The organism is Dactylosporangium sp. NPDC051541 (assembly GCF_044454505.1).
Classification (GTDB): domain Bacteria; phylum Actinomycetota; class Actinomycetes; order Mycobacteriales; family Micromonosporaceae; genus Dactylosporangium.
The window spans coordinates 724,602-747,067 of the sequence record NZ_JBITDU010000003.1 but is presented as its reverse complement, the minus strand read 5'-3'; the positions used below and the strand labels follow the sequence as shown (position 1 = coordinate 747,067).

At 72.4% G+C, this 22,466-nt stretch carries 21 protein-coding genes and 1 pseudogene; 5 read left to right on the top strand and 17 right to left on the bottom strand.

The genetic code is table 11. The features are described 5' to 3' along the window. Nucleotide 1: 1 nt before the first annotated feature. From ACIA8L_RS17600 to ACIA8L_RS17585, 4 genes and pseudogenes are all read right to left on the bottom strand, one after another. Nucleotides 2–796, bottom strand: a pseudogene (locus ACIA8L_RS17600) (crotonase/enoyl-CoA hydratase family protein). After that, a complete protein-coding gene (locus ACIA8L_RS17595) occupies nucleotides 793–1,974 on the bottom strand; it encodes an acyl-CoA dehydrogenase family protein (RefSeq protein ID WP_395905502.1) in 1,182 nt (393 codons plus the stop codon). The pseudogene ACIA8L_RS17600 and the gene ACIA8L_RS17595 overlap by 4 nt, the downstream one beginning before the upstream one ends. 4 nt (nucleotides 1,975–1,978) lie before the next feature. Further along, on the bottom strand, nucleotides 1,979–3,145 hold the full coding sequence (locus tag ACIA8L_RS17590) for a thiolase family protein (RefSeq protein WP_395905501.1): 1,167 nt from the start codon (nucleotides 3,143–3,145) through the stop codon (nucleotides 1,979–1,981). 20 nt (nucleotides 3,146–3,165) lie between these two features. Further along, the gene (locus ACIA8L_RS17585; RefSeq protein WP_395905499.1) at nucleotides 3,166–3,924 is read right to left on the bottom strand and encodes a 3-hydroxyacyl-CoA dehydrogenase; all 759 of its coding nucleotides are present in this window, start codon (nucleotides 3,922–3,924) and stop codon (nucleotides 3,166–3,168) included. Between the two features lie 83 nt (nucleotides 3,925–4,007). Here ACIA8L_RS17585 and ACIA8L_RS17580 point away from each other — a divergent pair, with 83 nt between their 5' ends. Further along, entirely contained in the window at nucleotides 4,008–4,601 is a 594-nt protein-coding gene (locus tag ACIA8L_RS17580) for a TetR/AcrR family transcriptional regulator (RefSeq protein ID WP_395905497.1), read from the top strand. Continuing rightward, nucleotides 4,598–5,368, top strand: a complete 771-nt coding sequence (locus ACIA8L_RS17575) for an SDR family NAD(P)-dependent oxidoreductase (protein WP_395905495.1) — start codon at nucleotides 4,598–4,600, stop codon at nucleotides 5,366–5,368. The genes ACIA8L_RS17580 and ACIA8L_RS17575 overlap by 4 nt, the downstream gene beginning before the upstream one ends. Here ACIA8L_RS17575 and ACIA8L_RS17570 read toward each other — a convergent pair. Then, nucleotides 5,365–6,018 (bottom strand): TMEM175 family protein, encoded by a 654-nt coding sequence (locus ACIA8L_RS17570; RefSeq protein WP_395905493.1) that lies wholly within the window; start codon nucleotides 6,016–6,018, stop codon nucleotides 5,365–5,367. The two genes, ACIA8L_RS17575 and ACIA8L_RS17570, sit on opposite strands and share 4 nt — an antisense overlap. A 265-nt stretch (nucleotides 6,019–6,283) precedes the next feature. On the opposite strand from ACIA8L_RS17570, the gene ACIA8L_RS17565 reads away from it, so the two are divergent. Then, nucleotides 6,284–6,643 (top strand): hypothetical protein, encoded by a 360-nt coding sequence (locus ACIA8L_RS17565; protein ID WP_395905491.1) that lies wholly within the window; start codon nucleotides 6,284–6,286, stop codon nucleotides 6,641–6,643. Between the two features lie 308 nt (nucleotides 6,644–6,951). On the opposite strand, the gene ACIA8L_RS17560 is transcribed toward ACIA8L_RS17565, so the two are convergent. Further along, nucleotides 6,952–8,229 carry an MFS transporter gene (locus ACIA8L_RS17560; RefSeq protein WP_395905489.1) on the bottom strand — a complete coding sequence of 426 codons (1,278 nt, stop codon included), beginning with the start codon at nucleotides 8,227–8,229 and terminating at the stop codon, nucleotides 6,952–6,954. Between the two features lie 56 nt (nucleotides 8,230–8,285). On the opposite strand from ACIA8L_RS17560, the gene ACIA8L_RS17555 reads away from it, so the two are divergent. Beyond that, entirely contained in the window at nucleotides 8,286–9,359 is a 1,074-nt protein-coding gene (locus tag ACIA8L_RS17555; RefSeq protein WP_395905487.1) for a LacI family DNA-binding transcriptional regulator, read from the top strand. Here the strand turns inward: ACIA8L_RS17555 and ACIA8L_RS17550 are convergent. After that, nucleotides 9,347–10,126, bottom strand: a complete 780-nt coding sequence (locus ACIA8L_RS17550) for an enoyl-CoA hydratase-related protein (protein WP_395905485.1) — start codon at nucleotides 10,124–10,126, stop codon at nucleotides 9,347–9,349. The two genes, ACIA8L_RS17555 and ACIA8L_RS17550, sit on opposite strands and share 13 nt — an antisense overlap. Next, on the bottom strand, nucleotides 10,123–11,103 hold the full coding sequence (locus ACIA8L_RS17545; protein WP_395905483.1) for an NAD(P)H-dependent flavin oxidoreductase: 981 nt from the start codon (nucleotides 11,101–11,103) through the stop codon (nucleotides 10,123–10,125). Before ACIA8L_RS17545 ends, ACIA8L_RS17550 begins: the two co-directional genes overlap by 4 nt. 140 nt (nucleotides 11,104–11,243) lie before the next feature. Here ACIA8L_RS17545 and ACIA8L_RS17540 point away from each other — a divergent pair, with 140 nt between their 5' ends. Next, on the top strand, nucleotides 11,244–11,864 hold the full coding sequence (locus tag ACIA8L_RS17540) for a TetR/AcrR family transcriptional regulator (protein WP_395905481.1): 621 nt from the start codon (nucleotides 11,244–11,246) through the stop codon (nucleotides 11,862–11,864). Here the strand turns inward: ACIA8L_RS17540 and ACIA8L_RS17535 are convergent. The 9 genes from ACIA8L_RS17535 to ACIA8L_RS17495 all read right to left on the bottom strand — a co-directional run bounded on the left by ACIA8L_RS17535 (nucleotide 11,861) and on the right by ACIA8L_RS17495 (nucleotide 22,448). Next, nucleotides 11,861–12,202: a DUF6285 domain-containing protein gene (locus ACIA8L_RS17535; protein ID WP_395905479.1), complete on the bottom strand. Its 342-nt coding sequence runs from the start codon at nucleotides 12,200–12,202 to the stop codon at nucleotides 11,861–11,863. The two genes, ACIA8L_RS17540 and ACIA8L_RS17535, sit on opposite strands and share 4 nt — an antisense overlap. After that, nucleotides 12,199–13,080 carry a phosphotransferase family protein gene (locus ACIA8L_RS17530; RefSeq protein ID WP_395905477.1) on the bottom strand — a complete coding sequence of 294 codons (882 nt, stop codon included), beginning with the start codon at nucleotides 13,078–13,080 and terminating at the stop codon, nucleotides 12,199–12,201. Before ACIA8L_RS17530 ends, ACIA8L_RS17535 begins: the two co-directional genes overlap by 4 nt. A gap of 95 nt (nucleotides 13,081–13,175) precedes the next feature. Next, complete coding sequence (locus ACIA8L_RS17525) at nucleotides 13,176–14,663, bottom strand: AMP-binding protein (RefSeq protein WP_395905475.1); 1,488 nt, start codon at nucleotides 14,661–14,663, stop codon at nucleotides 13,176–13,178. After that, a complete protein-coding gene (locus ACIA8L_RS17520) occupies nucleotides 14,656–18,105 on the bottom strand; it encodes an ATP-binding cassette domain-containing protein (RefSeq protein ID WP_395905473.1) in 3,450 nt (1,149 codons plus the stop codon). Before ACIA8L_RS17520 ends, ACIA8L_RS17525 begins: the two co-directional genes overlap by 8 nt. Nucleotides 18,106–18,130: 25 nt before the next feature. Further along, on the bottom strand, nucleotides 18,131–19,354 hold the full coding sequence (locus ACIA8L_RS17515; RefSeq protein ID WP_395905471.1) for an ABC transporter substrate-binding protein: 1,224 nt from the start codon (nucleotides 19,352–19,354) through the stop codon (nucleotides 18,131–18,133). Nucleotides 19,355–19,424: 70 nt separating this feature from the next. After that, nucleotides 19,425–19,976 carry a VOC family protein gene (locus ACIA8L_RS17510; RefSeq protein ID WP_395905469.1) on the bottom strand — a complete coding sequence of 184 codons (552 nt, stop codon included), beginning with the start codon at nucleotides 19,974–19,976 and terminating at the stop codon, nucleotides 19,425–19,427. Between the two features lie 17 nt (nucleotides 19,977–19,993). Then, on the bottom strand, nucleotides 19,994–20,854 hold the full coding sequence (locus ACIA8L_RS17505) for an acyl-CoA dehydrogenase family protein (RefSeq protein WP_395905467.1): 861 nt from the start codon (nucleotides 20,852–20,854) through the stop codon (nucleotides 19,994–19,996). Next, entirely contained in the window at nucleotides 20,851–21,255 is a 405-nt protein-coding gene (locus tag ACIA8L_RS17500; RefSeq protein ID WP_395905465.1) for a nuclear transport factor 2 family protein, read from the bottom strand. Before ACIA8L_RS17500 ends, ACIA8L_RS17505 begins: the two co-directional genes overlap by 4 nt. Next, nucleotides 21,252–22,448, bottom strand: a complete 1,197-nt coding sequence (locus tag ACIA8L_RS17495) for an acyl-CoA dehydrogenase family protein (RefSeq protein WP_395905464.1) — start codon at nucleotides 22,446–22,448, stop codon at nucleotides 21,252–21,254. Before ACIA8L_RS17495 ends, ACIA8L_RS17500 begins: the two co-directional genes overlap by 4 nt. Nucleotides 22,449–22,466: the final 18 nt, after the last annotated feature.

Below are 22,466 nucleotides of genomic sequence, written 5' to 3'. Positions count from 1 at the left end.
GCTAACGGCCTTCCCAGACCGGCGCCCGCTTCTCGGCGAACGCGGTCGGGCCCTCGACGGCGTCCCGGCTGCCGAACACGATCGCGGTCGCCTCGTCGTTGACGGCCCACGGCTCCAGGCGCGACCACTCGGGGTCCCAGTCCGAGCCCGCTTCCGCCACTTGATGCAGGACCCTTTTGGTGTACTGCACTGCAAGCGGCGCATTCGCCGCGATGCGCTCGGCCAGCCGCAGCGCCTCCGCGAGCGCGGCGCCGGGCCGGGCGACGACGTTCACCAGGCCCCACTCGGCGGCCTCCTGCACGTCGATGGGGTCGCCGGTGAGCGCCATCTGCAGCGCCCGCTTGATGGGGACCTGCCGCTGGAGCCGCACCACCCCGCCCGCGGCGGCGATCAGGCCCCGCTTGACCTCGGGCAGGCCGAGCTTGGCGTCCTCGGCCGCGACGACCAGGTCGCAGGCGAGGGCGATCTCGGTGCCGCCGCCCATGGCGTAGCCGTTGACGGCGGCGATGAGCGGCTTGTCGATCCAGTGCCGGACGAGCCCGGCGAAGCCTCATTCCGGGTGCCCGGGCGCGGCGACCGAGCGGCCGGCGGCGAGCTCCTTGAGGTCGGCTCCGGCGCAGAACGCGCGGCCGTTGCCGGTGACGACGACGACCCGCACCTCGGGGTCGGCGGCGGCGCGTTCGAGGGCGTCGCCGACCGCGGCCGACAGCTCCGCGTTGACGGCGTTGAGGGCGTCCGGCCGGTTGAGCCGGATGACGGCGATGCGGCCGGTCCGTTCGTACAGCGCCGCTGTCATCGGGCCTCCAGGACGTCACGGGCGATGATGTGCTTCATGATTTCGGTGGTGCCGCCGTAGATGGTGGTGACGCGGGTGTCGGCGTAGGCCCGGGCGATCGGGTACTCCCGCATGTATCCGTAGCCGCCGAACAGCTGCACACAGCGGTCGACGAGCCGCTTGTGCATCTCCGTCGCCCACCACTTGGCCTTGGCCGCGTCGACGGCGTTGAGCTCGGCCCGGTTGAAGCGCAGTACCGCATCGTCCACATAGGCTTGTGAGACCTCGAGCTCGGTGAGCATCTCGGCGATCGCGAACCTGGTGTTCTGGAAGTCGGCGATCGGCTGCCCGAACGCGCGCCGCTGGGTGACGTAGTCGATGGTCCAGGCGAGCGCGGCCCGGGCCCCGGCGCACGCGGCGACGGCGATGCCGAGGCGTTCCAGGGGCAGGTGGCCCATCAGGTAGTGCAGCCCGCGGCCGACCTCGCCGAGCACGTTGGCGGCCGGGACCCGCACGTTGTCGAAGAACAGCTCCGCGGTGTCCTGGGATCGCAGGCCGACCTTGTCGAGCTTGCGGCCGCGCTCGAACCCGGGCATGCCCCGCTCCACGACGAGCAGGCTGAACGCCCGGCTGCGGGCGGCGGGGTCCGGATCGGTCCGGGCGACCACGATGACGAGGTCGCCGAGGATGCCGTTGGTGATGAACGTCTTGGCTCCGTCGAGCACCCAGTCGTCGCCGTCGCGCCTGGCCGTTGTCCGGATGCCCTGCAGGTCGGAGCCGGTGCCGGGCTCGGTCATCGCGATCGCGCCGATCCGCTCGCCCGAGCAGAGCGCCGGCACCCACCGCTCCGCCTGCTCCGGGGTGGCCAGGTCGAAGCAGTAGGGCAGCACGATGTCGGCGTGGGTCGAGAACCCGGAGCTCAGGGAGGTGGCGCCGGCCTTGGCGAACTCCTCCATCATGGCGCAGCGAAAACCAAAATCCCGAAGACAACCGCCGCCGTTGTACTGCTCCGGCGCGTTGATGCCCAGGAGTCCCTGGCGCCCCGCCTCGAGCCACGGCTCCCGCGGGATGATGCCGGCCTCGTCCCACGCCTCGACGTCGGCGGTGACGTGCCGGCTGATGTACTCGGCGACGCTGCCGCGGAACGCCTCCTGGTCGGCGCTGAAGAAGGGGCGGCGGGCCCACAGATCCTTGGTCATGGCGTCACAGGCGCTCGATGACGGTGGCGTTGGCCATGCCGCCGCCTTCGCACATGGTCTGCAGCCCGTAGCGGCCGCCGGTGGCCTCCAGGTGGTTGAGCATCGTGGCCATGAGCCGGATGCCGGACGCGCCGAGGGGGTGGCCGAGCGCGATGGCACCGCCGCGCGGGTTGAGCTTCTCGAGGTCGCCGCCGAGCTCGGCCAGCCACGCGAGGGGTACCGGGGCGAAGGCCTCGTTCACCTCGTAGGCGTCGATCGCGTCGATGCCGAGGCCGGCCCGCTCCAGCACCAGGCGGGTGGCCGGGATCGGCGCGGTGAGCATGAACAGCGGGTCGTCACCGGCGACCGCGAACGCGTGGAAGCGGGCCCGGGCGCGCAGGCCGAGCTTCGCGGCGACGTCCTCGCCCATGACGAGCGCCGCGGAGGCGCCGTCGGTCAGCGGGGAGGAGTTGCCGGCGGTGATGCGCCAGTCGATGTCGGGGAACCGTTCGCGCAACGCGGGCGCGTCGAACGCCGTCCTCAGCCCGGCCAGGCTCTCCGGGGTCGTCGCGGCCCGGATCGTCTCGTCGGCCGCGAACGTGTCGACCGGCACGAGCTCCTGGTCGAACCCGCCGTGCTTCGCGGTCTCGGCGGCCAGCCGGTGGGAGCGGGCCGAGTAGTCGTCGAGGACCTCCCGGGACAGCCCCCACTTCCGGGCGATGAGCTCGGCGGAGACACCCTGGCCGACCAGCCCCTCGGGGTAGCGCCGGGCGATGGAGGGCCCCTGCGGGTCCTCGCCCGTCGTGGACGAGCCCATTGGCACCCGGCTCATCGACTCGACGCCACCGGCGACGACGATGTCGTAGGCCCCGGCCATCACGCCCTGGGCGGCGAAGTGCAGCGCCTGCTGGCTGGAGCCGCACTGCCGGTCGATGGTGGTGGCCGGCACCGATTCGGGCCAGCCGGCGGCGAGGACCGCGTTGCGCCCGATGTTCATGGCCTGCTGGCCGGCCTGGCTGACGCAGCCGGTGATGACGTCCTCGACCCGGCCCGGGTCGAGGCCGTTGCGCTCGGCGAGGGCGCGCAGGACGGTGGCGTAGAGGTCGACCGGGTGGACGCCGGAGAGCGCCCCGCCGGGCTTGCCCTTGCCCGAGGGGGTCCGGACGATGTCGACGATGACCGCTTGACGCATGATCGGTTCCCTTTCCGTCGTTACCGCGGAGCCATGCGGATGGCGCCGTCGAGCCGGATGGTCTCGCCGTTGAGCATCGGGTTGGCGACGATCGCGGTGACCAGCTGCGCGTATTCCGCGGGTTGCCCGAGCCGGCTCGGGTGCGGCACCTGGGCCCCGAGCGAGTCGCGGACCTCCTGCGACAGCTGGCCGAGCAGCGGCGTCTCGAAGGTGCCGGGGGCGATGGTCACGACGCGGATCCTCAGCCCGGCGAGGTCGCGGGCGATCGGCAGCGTCATGCCGACGATGGCGCCCTTGGACGCCGAGTAGGCGGCCTGCCCGACCTGCCCGTCGAACGCGGCGACCGAGGCGGTGTTGACGATGACGCCGCGCTCCTCGCCGTCCGGCTCGTTGCCGGCCATCGCGGCCGCGGCCAGGCGCAGCACGTTGAAGGTGCCGAGCAGGTTGACCCGGATCACGCGCTCGAAGTCGGCCATGGGGAACGGCCCCTGCTTGCCGACCGTCCGGAACGCGTTGCCGATGCCCGCGCAGTTGACGAGCACGGCCAGTCCGCCTTCGTCATTCGCGAGGTCGACCGCCGCTTGTACCGCGCTCTCGTCGGTCACGTCCGCGCCGGCGAACCGGACCGCGTCGCCCAGCCCGTCGAGCCGGCCGCGGTCCGCGCTCGGCAGGTCGAGGGCGACCACCCGGGCGCCGGCCGCGACGAGGGCCTCGACCGTCGCCAGCCCGAGCCCGGACGCGCCTCCGGTCACCAGTGCCTGCTTGCCCCGGACTTCCATGGCCTGACCTCCGCGCCTGGTGGACTGAGTGAGCGATCGCTAAGGTAGCGTACTGAGCGATCGCTAGCTAGGGAGAGTGACATTTGAGCGACTGGCGGGAGTACCCACCACTCGAGCTGCAGCCGCTGCTGGCACTGGCGCTCGACGAGATCGTCGAGCACGGCTACGACGGCACGTCCGTGCGCAAGATCGCCAACCGGGCCGGCGTCACCGTCCCCGCGCTCTACTACCACTTCGAAAACAAGCAGGCCATGCTCCGGGAGCTGCTCGACCACGCGATGCGGATCGTGCTCACCCACGCCCGGGCCGCGCTCGACGAGGCCGGCGCCGACTGCCCGGCCCGGCTGCGGGCCCTGGTCGAGGCCATCGTCCTCTACACCGCACACCATCGCGACCTGGCGTTCCTGGACTCCGAGCGGCGCAGCCTCACCCCCGAGAACCGGGAGCACTACATCGCCCGGCGCGACGAGCTCGAACGCGAGCTGCGCGACACCATCCGCGGCGGCGTGGCGCAGGGCGTCTTCCACACCCCGCACGCCGACGAGTGCGGCCGCGCGATCCTGTCCATGTGCCAGGGCGTCGCGGGCTGGTACCGCCCCGGCGGCCCGGTCGACCCGCCCACCATGGCCCGCCGGTACGCCGACCTGGCCCTCGCGACCGTGGAGTACCGCCGATGACCGGCCCGTTGGACGCGTTCCGGCTCGACGACCGGGTCGTGGTCATCACCGGTGCGAGCTCCGGCCTCGGCCTGGGGTTCGCCCGCGCGGTCGCGGCCGTGGGCGGCCGCCTGGTCCTCGGCGCCCGCCGCCTGGACCGCCTCGAGGAGCTGGCCTCCGCACTGCGCGCGGCCGGAGCGTCAGTGCTGGTGCAGGCCGTGGACGTGACCGTGCCGGAGCAGTGCCAGGCCCTGGTCGACGCGGCGGTGGCCGCGCACGGCCGGGTCGACGTCCTCGTCAACAACGCCGGCCTGGGCGGCTCCGTCGCCGCCTCCCGCGAAACCCCCGAGGGCTTCCGCCAGGTCATCGACGTCAACCTCAACGGCTCGTTCTGGATGGCCCAGGCCTGCGCCCGGGTGATGCCGCCGGGCTCGTCGATCGTCAACGTGTCGAGCGTGCACGGCATGGTGGCCTCGCGCTACCCGGGCGCCTCATACGCCGCGAGCAAGGCCGGCGTCATCGGCCTGACCCGGGACCTGGCGCAGCAGTGGTCCCGCCGCAAAGGCATCCGCGTCAACGCCCTGTGCCCCGGCTACTTCGCCACCGAGATGACGACCGCGCACGGCGCGGACAAACTCCGCGCGATGGTCGCCGAGCACAGCCTGCTGGGCCGCTTCGGCGAGCAGCCCGAGGTCGACAGCGCCCTGCTGTTCCTGGCCAGCCGCGCCTCGTCGTACGTCACCGGCACCACGCTGGTCGTCGACGGGGGCCTCGCGGCGACGGTCTAGAACCGGTTGAACGGCGGGATCGGCGGCGCCAGGGCCGACAACAGCTGCAGCAGCACCAGTGCGCCCATCCCGGCGTAGGTGTCGACCAGGCTCAGCACCACGGCCCCGGCGTAACCGGCCTGATAGAACACGATCCGCCGCCGGAGCGCGCCGAGCACGTCTTCCGTCTTGAACATCCCGTGCCGCGCCGCGTAGCGCAGGCTGGCCAGCAGCGCCAGCCCGAGCAGCAGCAGGTTGAGCCAGTAGACGACGAACGGCACCCGCGCCGTCGGATACTCCCCGACGAAGTTCGTCGAGAACGGCATCAGGCACACCAGCGCCAGGAACGCCAGATGTATCCACGTCAGGTGCCGGTCGGTCCGGGCGAAATGGTTGAACTGCGTCTGCTGCCCGATCCAGAAGATGCCGAGCGTCATGAAACTCATCACGAACGGCAGAAAATGCGGCCCGACCTCGACCAGCACCTCCCACGCGGCCCGATCCGCCGCCCGCCCCGCACCCGACCACACCGGATGCTGCCCCGTCACCTCGCCGACCGGCACCCGCAGATCGAGCACCAGCAACGTCATCGCCACCGCGAAGATTCCGTCACTGAGCGCCGCCAGCCGCTCGAGACTCTGCCCAGCGATCCGCGGATACGAGGTCGTCACATCGACAAGATACTTATCCCGCCCGCACCCCGCTGCCCCCGATCACCCCGGCCGCCGGGTCAACCTGCGCGCCTCCGAGGACGGCCGGCCCCTGAACGAGAAGCTCGGCTTCGAGCCGCGGCCCGGCCCCCTCGATGGCCAGCACGCTGCCGTGACCGGACCCGACGCGGTCCGGGCCGCACGCGCGATCGGGCGTTGATACTCAGACCGCCCATGAGTACGTGTGCGGATACGGCTCGTTCGTCCGATCCATATCCTGATCGACATGGATGCGGCACGACGCTCCCGCGGTGAGGTCTTCGCCCGCGGCGTGGCGACTCTCCTCGCGTGGCAGGCGCTTCCGGTCGTGGCCGCGGTCGTCGGGTGGTTCCTCCAGTCGACGGCCCAGCCGGGCCCCGACTGCGAGGACGAAGGCCTCGGCCTCAACTGCGCCATGAGCGACCGCGAAGGCTACGGGCTGATGCTGGCCTTCGGCGCGCTCCCGGCCATGGTGGTCGCCTGCATCGCGGGCGTCCTCCTGGTCGGCGCCCTGGCGGCACTGCGCCTGCGCCCCGGGGTGCTGGCCGGCACCCTCGCCGCCGTTCCCGCCTGGGTCATCGGCTACGCAGTGATCTTCCTCCGCTGAGCGATCCTCCTCCGCTGAACGAGCGGTCCGTCAACGCACCGGCAGGACCGTACACAGAGGACGCGGGCCCGTACGCAGCGGCACTATGCCCTCGCCCGCGAACACCCGCAGCGCATCCGGCCCGTCTCGCAGCCGGCTCCGGACCGAATCGAGCTGCGCGAGGATCAGCGCCGCCCGCACCTCAGGCTCCGACTCCACCGCGAGCCGCCGGCGCAGCGGTTCCCGATCGGCCCCGGCCTGGGTCAGAGATCGCCGAGCAGAGCGTCGAAGCCGTCGCACGCGCGGCACCGCATTGGCGGCTCACGACGCTAGTGACCGGTGGGCGGTCTTCTCGCGGCCCAGGTGCTGATCGGTGCGGCGGACAGGGTGAAGGCCGAGGCCAGGGCGGCCACGCCGAGCAGGGCGCCGCGCAGGTCGGTGTGCTCGGCCAGCAGGCCCACGTAGGCCGGGCCCAGCAGGAAGCCCAGGTAGGCGGTGGCGGCGACGGTGGAGGTGGCTCGGCCGTGCTGTGCGGGGTCGGTGCCGCGCAGGCTGCGGCTGAGCAAGGTGGGGAACAGCGTCGCGGTGCCCAGGGCGGCCAGCACCAGCCCGGCCAGGGCAATGGTGACCGTCGGGGCGGTGGCCAGCACCGCGCTGCCCGCGGTGGCGAACGCGCCGCCCCCGAGCAAAATCGCGGTGGGGTGGCTGCGTGACAGCGGTGCCAGGCTCAGGCGGGCCAGTGCGGCGGTGGCGGCGAAGGTCGCGGGGGCCGCGGCCGCCAGCTGGGGTGAGGCGCTGAAGACGTCGGTGACCAGGACCGCGCCCCAGCTCTGGTGGGCGTTTTCGACGGCGTAGGCCAAGGCCGCCACCAGTCCCACGACCAGCAGGGGCGAGGCCGGGTTGATCCGGCGCAGCACGTCCGTGAGCCGGTGTGCGCCGCGGGGCTCGGCGGTGCCGGAGCCGGGCGGTGCCGCGGGCCGCCGGCGGGTGCTCGCATCGCCCTGGCGCGCCGGGGCCGGCCGGGACGTGCTGGTCAGGTAGGCGGCCGCGGCCAGGGCGCACATCACCGCCGCGACCACGGCGAAGGCCATCAGGAGCGACAGCCCGGCGCCCAGCAGTGCCCCGGTGGACAGGCTGGCGATGAACACGCCCACGGAGAACACCCCGTGGGATCGGGTGAGCAGCGGCTTGGCGGTGGCGTGTTCGGCCCGGCCGGCCAGGGTGTTGATGGCCACGTCCGCGGCACCGGAGGCGGCGCCGACCACGAGCATGCCGATGCTCAGCCGCACCATCCCGCCGCCGCCGGCGGTGATGAGCAGCCCGGTGCCGGCCAGTGCGGCCAGCAGCCACGGCGCCACGCGGAGCCCGTAGCGGTCCACGGCACGTCCGGTGCCGGCCATCGCCGGCAGCGCGCCCAGGCCGATGAAGAGCAGGGCGGTGCCCAGCTGACCCTGGCCGACCCCGGCCTGGGTGCGCAGTGCGGGCAGGGCCGCTCCCCAGGCGCCCCAGAAGACCCCGTACGCGGCGAACGCCGCGTAGGGCGCGTAGGCGGCGCCGGCCTGGACGGCGAGCGGGCGGGGCGAGGTGGTGGCCGTGTCTCGACTCATGCTTCGTAACGTTACACATAATTTCGTAACGTTACACAACACGCTATGCTGGCGCTGTGCCCACACCCGCGCGCCGGCGACCCACGGTCAAGGACGTCGCCAAGCAGGCGGGGGTCGCGCCGATGACGGTCTCCTACGCCTTCAACCAGCCCGCGCGGGTCGCCGCGGCCACCCGGAGCCGGGTGCTGGAGGCCGCGGCCCAGCTCGGCTACCGCCCCGACAGCACCGCCCGGGCCCTGCGCTCGGGGCGCGCCAACCAGCTGGGCGTGGTGGTCGGCGAGCACCTGTCCTACCTCTTCGATAACCCGCAGGCGGCCCAGTTCCTGGCCGGGATCACCGACGTCTGCGTCGGCGAGGGCCTGGGCGTAGTGCTGATCCCCACCCGCGGGGACGCCTCAGACGTCGACCGGGTGCTGGCCGCGGCGGTGGACGGCTACGTGCTGTGGACGACCGTCGCCGATGACCCGGTGCTGGCCGCCGTCGCGAGGAGTGGGCGACCCGCGGCCATCCAAGGCGGTCCGGCCCACCCGGGGCTGGTGTGCATCGGGCCCGATGACCGCGCGGGGGCGGCCGCGGTCGCGGCCGCCACGCCCCTGGCCGAGGCGACGCCCGTCATCATCAGCTTCCCCTTGGACCGGCGCCGCGCCGGCGGCGTGCTGCGCGGCCGCGACCTGCCCCCGGACCTGATGGACCCGCAGGCCGTACCGTTCCCCGTCACCGCGGCCCGGCTGGCCGGCTACCGCGATGCGCTGACCGCGGCCGGACACGACTGGAGCGACGTGCGGATCGCCGTGGTGGAGCGCAACCAGCGCGAGCTCGGTGAGCGAGCCGCCGCGGCGCTGCTCGAGACGCTGGACGGCGGCGGCCACGTGGTGGTGCTGGCGATGAGCGATGAACTGGCGCTGGGGGCCCGCGCGGCGGTGGGCCGCACGCGGCGGGAGGTGACGCTCACCGGATGGGACGGCTCGCGCGAGGCCGCCGCCGCCGGAGTGTGGTCGGTGGCGGCCCCGCTGCGCGACCAGGGTCGCGCGTGCGCGCGAGCGGCCCTGGCCGGGGGGCTCGAGGGACACCGGGTGCCGTGGTCCGTGGTCGCGCCCGAAGGACGGCCGGTGCGAGGCTACTCGGGGTAGACCGGCGGTCGCTTCTCGCGCAGTGCCGTCAAGCCCTCCGCGTAGTCGGGGCCGTCGAGCAGTTCGCCCTGGTCGTCGTGCTCGCGTCGCATGGCCGCCTCGAGTTCGTCGGCCTGGGCCCGGCGCAGGTTGCGCTTGGTGCGGCGCAGGGCCTCGCGGGATGAGCCGGCGGTCCCGGCGGCGAGCGCCTGGGCGGCGGGCAGGAGCTCGGCGGGCGGGACCGCGTCGTAGACCAGGCCCCAGGACAGGGCGGTCGCGGCCGGGACGCGCTCGGCGAACAGGGCCATCCGTGACGCTCGCGCACGGCCGATCGTGGCCGGGAGCAGGTGGGTCGCTCCCCCGTCCGGGGTCAGGCCGATCTTCACGAACGGCAGCTGGAACCAGGCGGAGTCGGCGGCGATGACGGCGTCGCCGGCGATGGCGAACGAGACGCCCACGCCGACGCACGGGCCGTTCACGGCGGCGATGACCGGGACGTCGGCTCGCACCACGGCCAGGACCACCTCGTTGGCCGCGGCGACGATGGCCCGGCCGTCGGTGCCGCCCGTCGCCGCGGCGGTCGGGGAGACGTCGGCGCCGGCGCAGAAGGCGCGGCCCTCGCCGGTGAGCACGATGCCGCGCACGCCGGGAAGGGCGGATGCCTCGCGCAGGCGGTCGGCCAGCCGGTGCATGGCGGCGAGGTCGAGGGCGTTGAGGCGGTCCGGGCGGGTCAGGGTGAGCGTCGCGACCGGGCCGTCGATCGTGAGGCGTACGGCGTCGTGCGTCATCGGTCCGCCGCGACCAGCGGGGCCAGGCGGGCGGTGATGATGGACGAGGCCTCCGCGACCATGCGGGAGACCAGGTCGGCCACCGTCGGGATGTCGTCGATCAGGGCCTGCGACTGGCCGACGGTCCACAGGCCGCGGTCCAGGTCCCCGGTCTCGTACACCTCGCGGCCGCGGACGCCGGCCACGAGGTCGCGCACGTCGGCGAACTCGCCGCCGGCCCGGAGGATCTCGACGACCTCGTTGCTGACGGCGTTCACCGCGACCCGTGACGTGTTGCGCAGCGTCCGGAAGATCAGGGTGGTCTCGAGCTCGCTGCTCTCGACGATGCGGCGTTTCACGTTCTCGTGGACCGGGGCCTCGACGGTGCACATGAAGCGGGTGCCCATGTTGACCGCGTCGGCGCCCAGGGCCAGGGCGGCGACCAGGCCGCGGGCGTCGGCGATGCCGCCGGAGGCGACGATCGGGATCGTGAGGCGGCCGGCCGCGGCCGCGATGAGGACGAGGCCGGGAACGTCGTCCTCGCCCGGGTGGCCAGCGCACTCGAAGCCGTCGATGCTGACCGCGTGGACGCCGAGCGACTCGGCCTTGAGCGCGTGGCGGACGCTCGTGCACTTGTGGATCACCTTGATGCCGGCGGCGGTGAAGGCCGGCATGTGGTCGGCCGGGCTGAAACCGGCCGTCTCCACGACCTTTATGCCGGACTCGATGATGGCGTCGCGGTACTCGGCGTAGGGCGGTGGCTTGATCGCGGGCAGGATCGTGAGGTTGACGCCGAACTCGCGGTCGGTCAGCTCGCGGGTGCGGGCGATCTCCTTGGCGAGGTCCTCGGGCGTGGGCTGGGTGAGCGCGGTGATGAACCCGAGCGCGCCGGCCTCGGCCACGGCGGCGACGAGGCCGGCCCGGCCGACCCACTGCATCCCGCCCTGCACGATGGGGTGCCGGACGCCGAACTCACGGGTGAAGCGGGTCTCGATCATGCCGCTGACTCCTGTCGCGATCGCCCGGAATGAGGGGAAAATGCTGATGCTAATATCACTTTTAGATCTCAAAAGAGCGAACGAACGAGCGGCCGGAAAACGAAGAAGCCGAAGAGCTATATGCGCCGAAAGCAGGAGCGATGCCTCGCCAGTACACGAAAGGCGCGCGGACGGCGGCCGCGTTCCTGGAGGCGGCCAACAAGGAGTTCGCGGAGCGCGGCTACCTGCTGACCAAGGTCGAGGACATCGCGCGCACGGCCGGCCGCTCGTCGGCGAGCTTCTACAACTACTTCACCGACAAGGCCGACGTCCTCGCCGCCCTGGCGCAGGCGTTCCACGAGGACACCCGGGCCCAGATCGCGGTGCCGTATCAGGAGGGCCGCCCGCCGCAGGAGGCCATCCGGCTCGCGATCACGATCTTCTGGGAGACGTACCGTGACCGCCTGGGCGCGCTCAGCGGCGTCTTCCAGGCGTCGATGGCGGACCCGGCGTTCCTGGAGAGCTGGCGGGAGATCCGGCGCTCGGCCATCGACTTCATCGTCCGCGGTGTCGAGCAGGCCCAGAAGGACGGCTACTGCCCCGGCGTCGACGTGCGCATGACGTCCTCGGCGCTGTCGTCGATGCTCGAGCTCTCCTGCTACGTGTGGCTGGCCCAGGGCGGCGACAACGCCGGCTCGGTCGTCGACGAGCAGGCCGCGATCGACTCCTTGGCGAGCATCTGGTTTCACGCCATCTACTGGCGGGCCGGGGACCACGCCTAGCGCCCCAGCACGCGCAGCTCGACGTCGGTCCGCCGGTCCAGTGCCGCGGCGATGGCAGCGAACCGGGCCGGGTCGAGGCCGGCCCTGATCTCGTCGACCAGGGCGCGCTCGTCGGCCACGCCGAGCTCCGCGAACACCTCGCGGTCGACCCGCTCCCGCTCGGGGCCGGCGACCAGGTCCCGCCGCACCGTCTCGAGGGCGGCGACGCAGGCCTTGAGCAGATAGCGGGGCCGGCCTGCGACCGACGGCAGGATCTCGTCCCGCAGCGTCTCCGCGACGGCCGTCAGCAGCTCTTCATAACCGGGCACCGCGGCGTGCGGCATGGGTTCTCCAGTCATCGCAGCAGCTCCAGCAGGTCGTGCTCGACCTCGACGACCCGCCGGCCGACGAGCGCGAGGTCGATCGAGCGGGTCGTGCCGGACAGGTGCCGGTCGGCCTGTCGCAGGCAGCCGACGGCCCAGATCCAGGTGCCCAGCACGACCGCCCAGGCGAAGTCGTCGGCCGACACGTCGACGCCCGACGCGGCCCGGTACCCGTCCAGGAAATCCCCGACATCGCCGAAGCCGCCGACGACGCCCGGCCCGCGGAACCGCCAGCTGCGCACCGCGATCCAGCCCAGGTCCTCCAGGGGGTCGCCGCGGTGGGCCGACTCCCAGTCGAGGACTCCGACGAGGCCGTCGCCGTCGACGTCGACGACGAAGTTGCCGAGCCGGAAGTCTCCGTGCGTCACGGTCGTCCGGCGCCGCGCCGGCCGCCGGTCGCGGAGCCACGCGTAGGCGAGTTCGAGCACCGGCCGGTCGGGGTCGAGCCGGTCGAGGGTCGCGCGGTACTCGACGAGGCGGTCCTCGTCCGGAAGTCCGGCGACAGCCGAAGGGTCGACCGTGTGCAGCCGGCCCAGAGCCGCACCGCACTGGCGGGCCAGACGCCGTCCGTCGGTCAGTCCGTCGAGGATCCGCCGGGGCACGGTCTCGCCGTCGAGCCGCTCCAGGACCAGGCCGCCGGGCACCACGGCGACCGCTTCCGGCGCGGCCACTCCGGCCGCACGGACGGCCCGCAGGACGCTCGCCTCGAACGCCGCGCCGCCGCCGCGCTGCTCGCCGGGCGGGTCCGAGAGCAGGATGAGCCGGCGGCCCGCGGACTCGAACGCCCAGACCTCCCGCGATGAGCCGCCGGTGAGCCGCTCCAGGCCCGTGACCGGTGCCTTCAGCGCGACCAAGGACGCGGCCGGGGGTGTGGGGGGCGGTGAGCCCCCGGCCCGGGGCGGGAGCGAAGCGGCCCCGGAATCCTGAGCTTCCGCTTGGGCTTGTTCGTTCATCGGGCCGTCATCCGATCCCATGTGCCGGCCGTGAACGGATCGCGTTTGAGCTCCACCTTGCGCACCTTGCTGGTCGGGGTCTTCGGCAGTTCGTCCAGGAACTCGATGTATCGGGGCACCATGAACCGCGGCATGGTCGCCGTGAGGAACTCGGCGAGGTCCGGTGCTTCGAGCTTCCAATCCGGCATCGGTACCACGCAGATCTTGATCTCCTCCTCGCCGTCCGCGGAGGGCACGCCGATCGCGGCGCACTCGAGGACGCCCGGGTGCGCGGTGACCATCGATTCGACCTCGAACGACGAGATGTTCTCGGAGCGCCGGCGGACCGCGTCCTTGACCCGGTCGACGAGGAAGTAGTTGCCGTCCTCGTCGCGGCGGAAGGCGTCGCCGGTGTGGTACCAGCCGTTGCGCCACGCCTGTGCCGTGTCCGTGGGCCGGCCGAGGTAGCCCTGGTTCATCGTCCACGGCCGGTCGGACCGCACGATCAGCTCGCCGATCTGCCCGGCCGGCACCTCGGTGTCGTGGTCGTCGACGATGCGCAGCTCGAACCCGGCGCGGGCGCGGCCGCAGCTGCGGTGGTCGACGACGTGGTCGCCGGTCGCGATCGGCCAGCCGGCCTCGGTCATGCCGTAGTTGGTCCGCATCCGCAGCCCGAACCGCTCGCCGAACGCGGCGTGGTCGGGCAGCAGCGGACCGCCGGTGATGCTGCGCAGCGGGTTGTCGCGGTCGTCGGGGCGGCGCGGCTGCTGCCAGAGGAAGTTCGCCATCGCGTAGAAGGCCCAGGCCCGGGTGCAGCCGTGGGCGCGGACGTCGGGCCAGAAACGGTCGGTCTTGAAGCCGTCGCGGAAGACGAACGTGCCGCCCCAGTGCGCGACGATCTGCAGCGGCACCTTGCCGCCGAGGTGGAAGGCGGCGAACGGGGCGTACAGCACGTCGCCGGGGCCGATGTCGTCGAAGGCGTCGACGCCGGTGACGAGCTGCCCCCACGGCGTGATGACGCCCTTCGACGGCCCGGTGGTGCCCGACGTGTAGATGATGGCGGCGGTGTCCCACGGCTCCGGGTCGGCCAGCCCGTCCAGCACCGCCGGGTCGTGTGCGAGCGGCTGTCCGAGCTCCAGCACGAAGACGTCGGCCGCCTCGACCTCGCCGGCGCGGTCGGCGACGGTGACGACCAGCCGGGGGGCGGAGTCGTCGAGCACGTGCCGGAGCATCGCGCCGCGGTAGGCCGGGTTGATCGGCACCTGCACCGCCCGCAGCCATCCGCACGCGATCCACAGGGCCTGCTCGTCGACGCACGTGGGCAGCAGGACGGCGACCCGGTCGCCCGGGCCGACGCCCCGCTCACGCAGGAGCCCGGCGAACTCCTCGACCCGGCGCTCGAACGCGCTGTACGTGTACCGCCCCCGGGTGGCGTCGATGAGGAAGTCCCGATCCCCCAGCTCGGTCGCGCGCCGCCGGATGAGGCCGGGCAGCACGTCAGCCACCGGCCACCTCGCTCAGGTAGCTGCGCTCCAGGTTGGACCAGTCCCGGGCCAGCTCGGCCGCGCTCCCCTCGGTGATGACCCGGCCGCGGCGCAGCACGTAGGCCCGGTCGGCGACTTCCAGGGCCCGCGCCGCCTGCTGTTCGACCAGCAGGACGCCGAGGCCGTCGTCGGCGGCTCGGCGGATGGCCTTCAGCAGCCGGTCGACCACGAGGGGGGCCAGGCCGAGCGAGAGCTCGTCGGCGAGCAGCAGCGCGGGCCGGCCGGCGAGGGCCCGGGCCAGGGTCAGGATCTGCTGCTCGCCGCCGGAGAGCAGGCCGGCCCGGCGGTCGAGCAGCGGTTCGAGCTCGGGGAACGCCTCCAGCGCGGCCGCCCGCGCACCCCGGCCGAGGCGGAGGTTCTCGGCCGCGCTGAGCTGCATGAAGACCGAGCGCTCCTCGGGCACGAAGGCCATGCCCTCGCGGGCCCGCCGGTGCAGCCGGGCCGCGGCCGGCTTGCCCCGCCAGTGCACGGTCCCGGCGAGGGGTTTCAGCTCCCCGGCCAGGGTCAGCAGCGTCGTGGTCTTGCCCGCGCCGTTGGGGCCGAGCAGGGCCACGATCTCGCCGGGTCGCACGACCAGGTCGAGGTCGCGCACCGCGGCGAGGTCGCCGTAGCCGGCGCTCAGGCCGCGGGCCTCGACGAGTGGCTCGCCGGCGGCGGGCACCGGCTCGCGCTCCGTCACCTCGACCGGGCCGGGCTTCCTGGACTCGCCGAGGTAGGCGGTGATGACGGCCGGGTCGTCACGGATCTCCGCGGGGGTGCCGGTCGCGATCAGCTTGCCGAAGTTGAGGACCGAGACCTGGTCGCTGACGTCGAGCACGACGGAGACGTTGTGCTCGACCAGCAGCACCGCCATCCGCAGTTCGGTGGCGAGCCGGCGGATGAGGCGGCCGAGCTCGGCGGTCTCGGTGTCGTCCAGGCCGGCCGCAGGTTCGTCGAGGAGCAGGACCGAGGACCCGGTGGCGACCGAGCGGGCGATCGCGAGGAGCCGGCGGCGGCCGTAGGGCAGCTCGTCGGGCTTGCGTTCGAGGTCGTCCTCGAGGTGGAACTCGCGGATGGCGGCGAGCGCCGCGGGTGAGTACCGGTCCCGGCCGGGCCGGACGAGGTTGGACACGAACGCCGGCCAGTCCTGGCGGTCGCAGGCGGCCAGGAGGTTCTCCCGGACCGTCATCGTCTCGAACAGTTCGAGGCTCTGGAACGAGCGGCTGATCCCGGCGGCGGCCCGGCGCTGGGCCGGCCAGCGGCTGATGTCCTGGCCGTCGAGGGTCATCACGGCGCCGGGGCCGTCGACGAACCCGGTGAGGGCGTCGATCAGGGTCGTCTTGCCGGCTCCGTTCGGGCCGATGAGCCCGTGAACCTGACCCGGCACGAGCTTGATGGCCACGTCGTCGAGCGCGGTCACGCCGCCGAAGCGCACGGTCAGCCCGCGCACATCCACCACCCGCTCGGGCACGTTGAACTCGGTCGTCTCCCGCAGCTCGGCAACGTCGCGCTTGCGGGCCCGACGGTTCCTACCCGCGGTGACCCACTTCGGGATCAGGAAGCCGGGGAGCCTCTGGGTGGCCAGGCCGTTGGGTAGCTGGGGAAGCACGAGGAGCAAGGTGAGGCCGAGGACCATCTGACCGACCTCGTTACGGCTGAGGAATTGCGCGAACGCGGTGCCCGGGAAGAGCTCCGAGATGACTCCGGAGAGCAGCCCGGCCGGGGCGTACATGGCGCCGATGACGGCGCCGACGAGGTAGCCGATGCCGCCGATGATGGAGAAGACGACGGCGAAGATGGACTGGAACGCCGTGTACGTCGGCACGAAGGTGACGTTCGGCTGCCGGAACGACAGCAGCACGCCGCCGGCCGCGGCCAGGGCGGCCGAGATGCCGAACGCGAAGATCTTGGCCCGGGCCACGCTGATGCCGAGGCTGGCCGCGGCCCGCTCGTTGGAGCGCACGGCGACCAGGCGCCGCCCGGCCCGGCCGCGCCGGAGGTTGGCCACCATCAGGGCGGCCAGGATGAACACCACCAGGCAGAAGATCGCGTAGCGGCTGGGCCAGAAGTAGGTGTCCATGTCGACGCCGAAGATCTTCGGCGAGCCCACGTTGATGCCCGTGAAGCCGCCGGTGCGCTCGGTCGAGGAGAAGATCTGGTGCTCCAGCACCACGGCCAGGCACAGCGTCACGACGGCCAGGTTCATGCCGCGGGTGCGCAGCGCGGGCAGGCCGACGATGATGCCGACCGGGACGGCACCCGCGACGCCGATCAGGAACGCGGCCCAGAAGGGCACGCCGTGGTCGGCGACCAGCCGGGCGGCGATCCAGGCGCCCATCCCGGCCAGGGCCATCTGCGCCAGTGACAGCTGGCCCGTGTAGCCGGTGACGACCACGAGGGACAGCACGACGAGGCCGAGAGCCAGGGTGATCTCGGAGGCGCTGAGCAGGGCCGGCGAGAACACGAAGTACATGAGCCCGAGGGCGATCAGCCCGGTCACGAGCAGCACCGGCGGGCGCACGACGCCGGTGCCGAGCTGCGGCGGACGCTGGATCGCCTCACCCCGCAGCGGCAGGGACCGGCCGGAGATGACCAGCACCAGGATGATGACGATGAACGGGACCGTCTGGCCCCAGCCGTCGGCGTGCTGGCGGGTGCCGATCCAGGCCACCTCGGACTCGAGCATGCCGATCAGCAGCCCGCCGGCCATCGTCAGCGGGAACGACCGGAACCCGCCGAGCAGGGCCGCCGCCAGGGCCGGCACGATGAGCATGGCCAGGTTCTCGACCTGCAGCGTGCCGATGCTGACGATGAGCACGGCCGACACGACGCTCAGCGCGCAGCCGATCATCCAGTTGACGGTGGCCACGGTGTCCGGGGAGATGCCGAGCGCCGAGCTGGCCCGGCCGTTCTCGGCGACGGCCGAGGTGGCCAGGCCGAAGCGGGTGGAGCGGTACACGACCGTGAGGACCGCGGCCAGGACCAGCCCCACCGCGAGGATGGCGAGGCGGTCGGTCCCGATCCGGATACCCGGCAGGACCGTCGTCGAGCCGTCGGGCAGGACCGAGGTGACGATCCGAGCCTTGCCCACCCCGAAGAGGTACTGCCCGAGCCCGAACAGGAACGCGAAGACCCCGAGCGTCGCGATCAGCCGCGACACCGGCGGGGCGTCCCGAAGTGGCCGCATCACGAGCTGGTGGACCAGCGCCCCGATGACCAGCCCCACGCCGATGGCGAGCAGTGCCGCCACCGGCGTGGGCGTGCCGGCCTCCCGCTGGAGGTAGAAGACGTAGGCGCCCAGCATGCCGACCGCGCCCTGGCTGAAGTTCAGGATCCCGGAGCCGCGGTAGATGAGCACGATTCCGAGCGCGGACAGGCCATAGATCGCACCGGCCCCGAGTCCGAGGACGGCGAACCTGATCACGTCAGTCAGCATGTGGGCCCGATCCTCAGCTCTTCGCGGGAGTCGTGCAGTTCTGGCCGGTGTAGGCGTCGCGGAAGGTGTCGTACACCGGCAGCTCCTTGCCGCCGCTGTACTTCACGATGAACGCGCACGAGGTGAAGATCCGCGGGTAGCCGCCGACGTTGCCCTTCGTCCACTGGATCGGCGGGGTGAGGCCGATGTCGATGCCGCTCATCGTCGGCAGCGCGTCCCACAGCGCGGCGCTGGTCGGCTCCTTCGCCTTCTTGGCGGCCTCGGCGAACGCGAGGACGGCGGCGTAGGCGTTGAGCCGGAAGCCCCGCGTCTCGGAGAAGCCCAGCTTCGACATGTCGGCGACGAAGTTCTTGGTGGCCGTGTTCGGGTACGCCGGCGGCAGGTAGCCCAGCGCCTCGTAGAGGCCGTCGGAGGCGGTCCCGAGCGCGTCGGCGACCTTCTCCTTCTGGGTGCCGATGATGCCGATGGCGATGTTCGGGTTGTCCTTCTTGAGCTGCTTGATGAAGGCGGTCGAGTCGGTGCCCGGCAGGACCGTCAGGATCGCGTCGGTACCGTTGGCCAGCACCGCCTGCACGTAGGGCGCCATGTCGGCGGCGCCGGTCGGCACGGGCACGTCGTTGAGGATCTTCTGGTTGGCCGAGGTGAGGCCCTGGTTGGCGAAGCCGCTGAACGCGCCGCCGCCGTCGATCTGGATGCGGGCCATGCTGATCTTCTTGAAGCCCTGCGCGGCGAGGGCGTTGGCCAGCGACGCGGTCTGGATCGGGGTGCTGCCGTCGAGCGGGAACTGGGCGACCTCGGCCAGGTCGGTGCCGGAGGTGACGGCCCCGATGATCGGGATCTTCGCCTCCCGGAGGATCTTCTCGTGCCCCTTCTGCAGGGTCAGCTCGCCGACCACGGCCGCCACGCCGAGGCTCTGGGCCTGGCGGGCGCAGTTGTCGGCGGTGTTCGGGTCGTTGCCGGTCTTGCAGACGGTCAGCTCGACCGGGCGGCCGTTGATGCCGCCGTTGGCGTTCACGCGGGCCAGGCCGGCGTTGGCGCCGTCGACGAGCTCCGGTGCGGCGCCCGAGCCGGTCTCGTCGTAGATCAGCATCACCTTCACCGGGTTGCCGGCGGCGGCCGAACCGCCGCCGCCGCCCGGGTTCGCGGTGGGCGACTTGGACTTGTCGTTGCTACAACCGGCTAACGCGAGCGGCAGCACCAGCGCCGCCGCCAAGAGGCGGGTGGGCAGCGTTCTCATGGATGCCTCCATCAAGGCCAGGGATTCGGTGGGGTGTGGGGGGTGTTGGGGTGTGGACGTGGTGGAACGGTCAGGCCTGCACGACCACGTGCGGGTCGGCCGGCTCGTGGCGGACATCCTCGGGGGTGAGCGCGCGCGTCCAGGCCGCGAACTCGAGCAGGATGCCGTCGGGGTCGAAGAAGTACAGGGAGCCGACGTAGACGCCGGGGTGCAGCTCGGTGGCGATCGTCGACGGGCTGTCGTCGTGGTACAGCACGACGCCGACCTGCACACCCTTCGCCTTGAGCTTCTTGCGGTACTCGTGGAACTTGTCGAGCGGGATCTGCAGGGCGACGTGGTTCATCGACGCGACGGCGCTGGCGATGTCGCCGAAGCCGGGCATCGCGCCGGGGTGGGTCACACCGGGCACCTTCGCCGGCGCGCCGGGGAACCAGAAGAAGGCCAGGGCGTTGCCGCCGCCGCAGTCGAAGAAGAAGTGCTGCCCCGTCCCGTCCGGCAGCTCCACCGTCTTGATCAGGGGCATGCCGAGCACGCCGGAGTAGAAGTCCACCGTGCGGCGCATGTCGCTGCAGACCAGCGCGAGGTGGTTGATGCCGCCGATCTCGAACTCTTGCTCGGCCATGACGCTTCCTCCGATGTTCAGTCGCCGAGCCCGGCCCGGTCGGCCACCAGTTCCAGGTGCCGTTCCGTGTTGCCGCCGAGCTGGCTGTTGGTGTGGGCCCGTTTGAGGTAGATGTGCGCGGGGTGCTCCCACGTGAAGCCGATGCCGCCGTACGTCTGGATCGCTCCCTCGGCCGCCGCCAGGTAGGCGTCGGTCGCCGCGAGCTTCGCCACCGAGGCGGCCAGTGACGCGTCCTCGGCGTCCTCGTCCAGGCGGCGCAGCGCGTAGCCGACCGCCGCCACGGCACCGTCGAGCTGACTGGAGATGTCGGCCAGCCGGTGCTTGACCGCCTGGAACGAGCCGATGGGCCGGCCGAACTGCAGGCGTTGCCGGGCGTACTCGACCGCGCCCCGCAGCACCGCCCGCGCTCCCCCGATCGAGTCGGCCGCGACGAGTGCGGCCAGCTCGGACCGGAGCCGCTCGGGCAGCTCCGGCACCGGCTCCGGCCACTCGACCCGCCAGAGCACCCGGGTCGGGTCCAGTGTGGACAGTGGACGGCGGGTGACGCCGCTCGCCGGGATCGCCGCACCCGTCGCGGTGACGAAGGTGTCGGCCGTCCCGCCTTCGAGCGCGAAGCCCTCGGGCAGCACCAGCGCGACCCGGTGCCGGTGCGCGGGCGCGCGCCGCAGGGCCCGGACCCCGAACATGTGGCCCAGCAGCGGCGTCGCGAACGGCACGGCGCCGCACTCCTCGATCGCGACGCCCAGGTCCTCGAGGCCGATGTCGGCGACGCCGAGGTCGAACAGCGCGTCCCAGGAGCCGGCGGCCGCACAGCGGGCGACCGTCGCGGCCACCGAGGCCCGCCACTGTTCGCGCTCGGACGCGCTGAGCCCGGTCATGGGCGCAGTGCGGCGGCGGCGCGGCTGTCGAGGTACTCGTCGATGCGCGCGATCCGCCCGCCGCGCACCGTCACCACGAGGCAGGCGTGGATGTCGAGCTCGGTGCCGTTGGGTGCGGTGCCGCGCAGCACGTGCTGCTCCACGTAGCCGGTGGGGGTCGCGTGGCGTACCACCTCCTCGTAGCGCTTGTCGGCGACCTTGCGGTGCAGCCAGTTCAGCACCTTGAGGTTCTCGTCGACGCGCTGCTCGTGCTGGTCGTCGTTGTGCCAGACGACGATGTCGGGGGTGTAGACCTCGTCGCGCAGGGCGTCAAGGTCGTTGGCGTCGATCGCCGCGACCAGCCGCGCGGCCAGGGCCAGGGCGACCTCGGCCGGGACGGCTTCGTCATCGCTTGTCGTCATCGCACGATCTCCGTCCACGGTGCGTCGTTGCGGTAGTCGCGGCGCAGCAGGCGTTTGGCGACGACCATCCGGTGCACCTCGTCGGGGCCGTCGTAGATGCGGGCGTAGCGGGCGTCGCGGTACATGCGCTCGAGCGGGGTGTCCTCGGTGACCCCGAGCGCGCCGTGCACCTGCAGGGCGCTGTCGATGACGTCGTGCAGCATCTTGGCGCCGAAGAACTTGATGAGCGAGATCTCGACCCGGGCGTCCTGGCCGGCGTCGATCTTCCGGGCCGCGTCGAGGGTCATGAGCCGGGCCGCCTGGATGTGCGCGGCCGACTCGGCGATGTACCGCTGGATCTCGCCCTTCTCCGCCAGCAGCGAGCCGTGGGCGTAGCGGGTCTTGGCCCGGTCGCACATCAGCTCGAACGCGCGCTGGGCCTGCCCGAGCCAGCGCATGCTGTGGGTGATCCGGCCCGGGCCGAGCCGGGCCTGGGCCACGGAGAAGCCGCCGCCGCGGGGCCCGAGGAGGTTCGCGAACGGCACCCGCACGTTGTCGTAGCGGACCTCGCAGTGGTTGCCGCCGTAGTGGCCCATGGTCCGCACGACCCGCTCGATGTTGTAGCCGGGCGTGTCGGTCGGCACCAGGATGAGCGAGAACTGCTGGTGCTTCTCGGCATCGGGGTCGGTCTTGGCGAAGACGGTGGTGTACATGGCGTGGTTGGCGCCGGAGGTGAACCACTTGTGGCCGTTGATCACCCACTCGTCGCCGTCGAGCACCGCGGTGGTCCGCACCAGGGTCGGGTCGGAGCCGGCGACCTCGGGCTCGGTCATGCCGATCGTCGGCCCGGTCACGCCCTCGAACAGCAGCGGGATCCACTGCGCTTTCTGGGCCTCGGTGCCGAACTCGAGCAGCATCAGACAGTCCTGAAAGGACAGTGTGCCGAGGGCCTCGGTGCCCCAGTAGGAGCGCCCGACGATCTCGTTGACCATCACGTAGTCCATGAACGGCAGGCCACCGCCGCCGATGGCCGCCGGGTGCCCGAGCGCCCAGACCCCGTGCTCCTTGGCCAGACCCTTCAGCTCGGCCATCGCCTTGGCGCTGCTGTCGTCGTTGCGGTCCAGGATCGGCTCCCGCGGGATCAATTCCTCGTCGACGAACCGCCGGACGTCGTGGCGGAGCTGGGTGAAGTCCCGGCCCGGTCGAGTGGTCATGTACGCCACCTCGTTTTG

What these genes read in the sequence shown, in the direction of transcription:
- ACIA8L_RS17595 (WP_395905502.1), bottom strand. Translation starts at nt 1,974, where the DNA reads ATGACCAAGGATCTGTGGGCCCGCCGCCCCTTCTTCAGCGCCGACCAG.
- ACIA8L_RS17590 (WP_395905501.1), bottom strand. Translation starts at nt 3,145, where the DNA reads ATGCGTCAAGCGGTCATCGTCGACATCGTCCGGACCCCCTCGGGCAAG.
- ACIA8L_RS17585 (WP_395905499.1), bottom strand. Translation starts at nt 3,924, where the DNA reads ATGGAAGTCCGGGGCAAGCAGGCACTGGTGACCGGAGGCGCGTCCGGG.
- ACIA8L_RS17575 (WP_395905495.1), top strand. Translation starts at nt 4,598, where the DNA reads ATGACCGGCCCGTTGGACGCGTTCCGGCTCGACGACCGGGTCGTGGTC.
- ACIA8L_RS17565 (WP_395905491.1), top strand. Translation starts at nt 6,284, where the DNA reads ATGGATGCGGCACGACGCTCCCGCGGTGAGGTCTTCGCCCGCGGCGTG.
- ACIA8L_RS17560 (WP_395905489.1), bottom strand. Translation starts at nt 8,229, where the DNA reads ATGAGTCGAGACACGGCCACCACCTCGCCCCGCCCGCTCGCCGTCCAG.
- ACIA8L_RS17550 (WP_395905485.1), bottom strand. Translation starts at nt 10,126, where the DNA reads ATGACGCACGACGCCGTACGCCTCACGATCGACGGCCCGGTCGCGACG.
- ACIA8L_RS17545 (WP_395905483.1), bottom strand. Translation starts at nt 11,103, where the DNA reads ATGATCGAGACCCGCTTCACCCGTGAGTTCGGCGTCCGGCACCCCATC.
- ACIA8L_RS17540 (WP_395905481.1), top strand. Translation starts at nt 11,244, where the DNA reads ATGCCTCGCCAGTACACGAAAGGCGCGCGGACGGCGGCCGCGTTCCTG.
- ACIA8L_RS17535 (WP_395905479.1), bottom strand. Translation starts at nt 12,202, where the DNA reads ATGACTGGAGAACCCATGCCGCACGCCGCGGTGCCCGGTTATGAAGAG.
- ACIA8L_RS17515 (WP_395905471.1), bottom strand. Translation starts at nt 19,354, where the DNA reads ATGAGAACGCTGCCCACCCGCCTCTTGGCGGCGGCGCTGGTGCTGCCG.
- ACIA8L_RS17510 (WP_395905469.1), bottom strand. Translation starts at nt 19,976, where the DNA reads ATGGCCGAGCAAGAGTTCGAGATCGGCGGCATCAACCACCTCGCGCTG.
- ACIA8L_RS17505 (WP_395905467.1), bottom strand. Translation starts at nt 20,854, where the DNA reads ATGACCGGGCTCAGCGCGTCCGAGCGCGAACAGTGGCGGGCCTCGGTG.
- ACIA8L_RS17500 (WP_395905465.1), bottom strand. Translation starts at nt 21,255, where the DNA reads ATGACGACAAGCGATGACGAAGCCGTCCCGGCCGAGGTCGCCCTGGCC.
- ACIA8L_RS17495 (WP_395905464.1), bottom strand. Translation starts at nt 22,448, where the DNA reads ATGACCACTCGACCGGGCCGGGACTTCACCCAGCTCCGCCACGACGTC.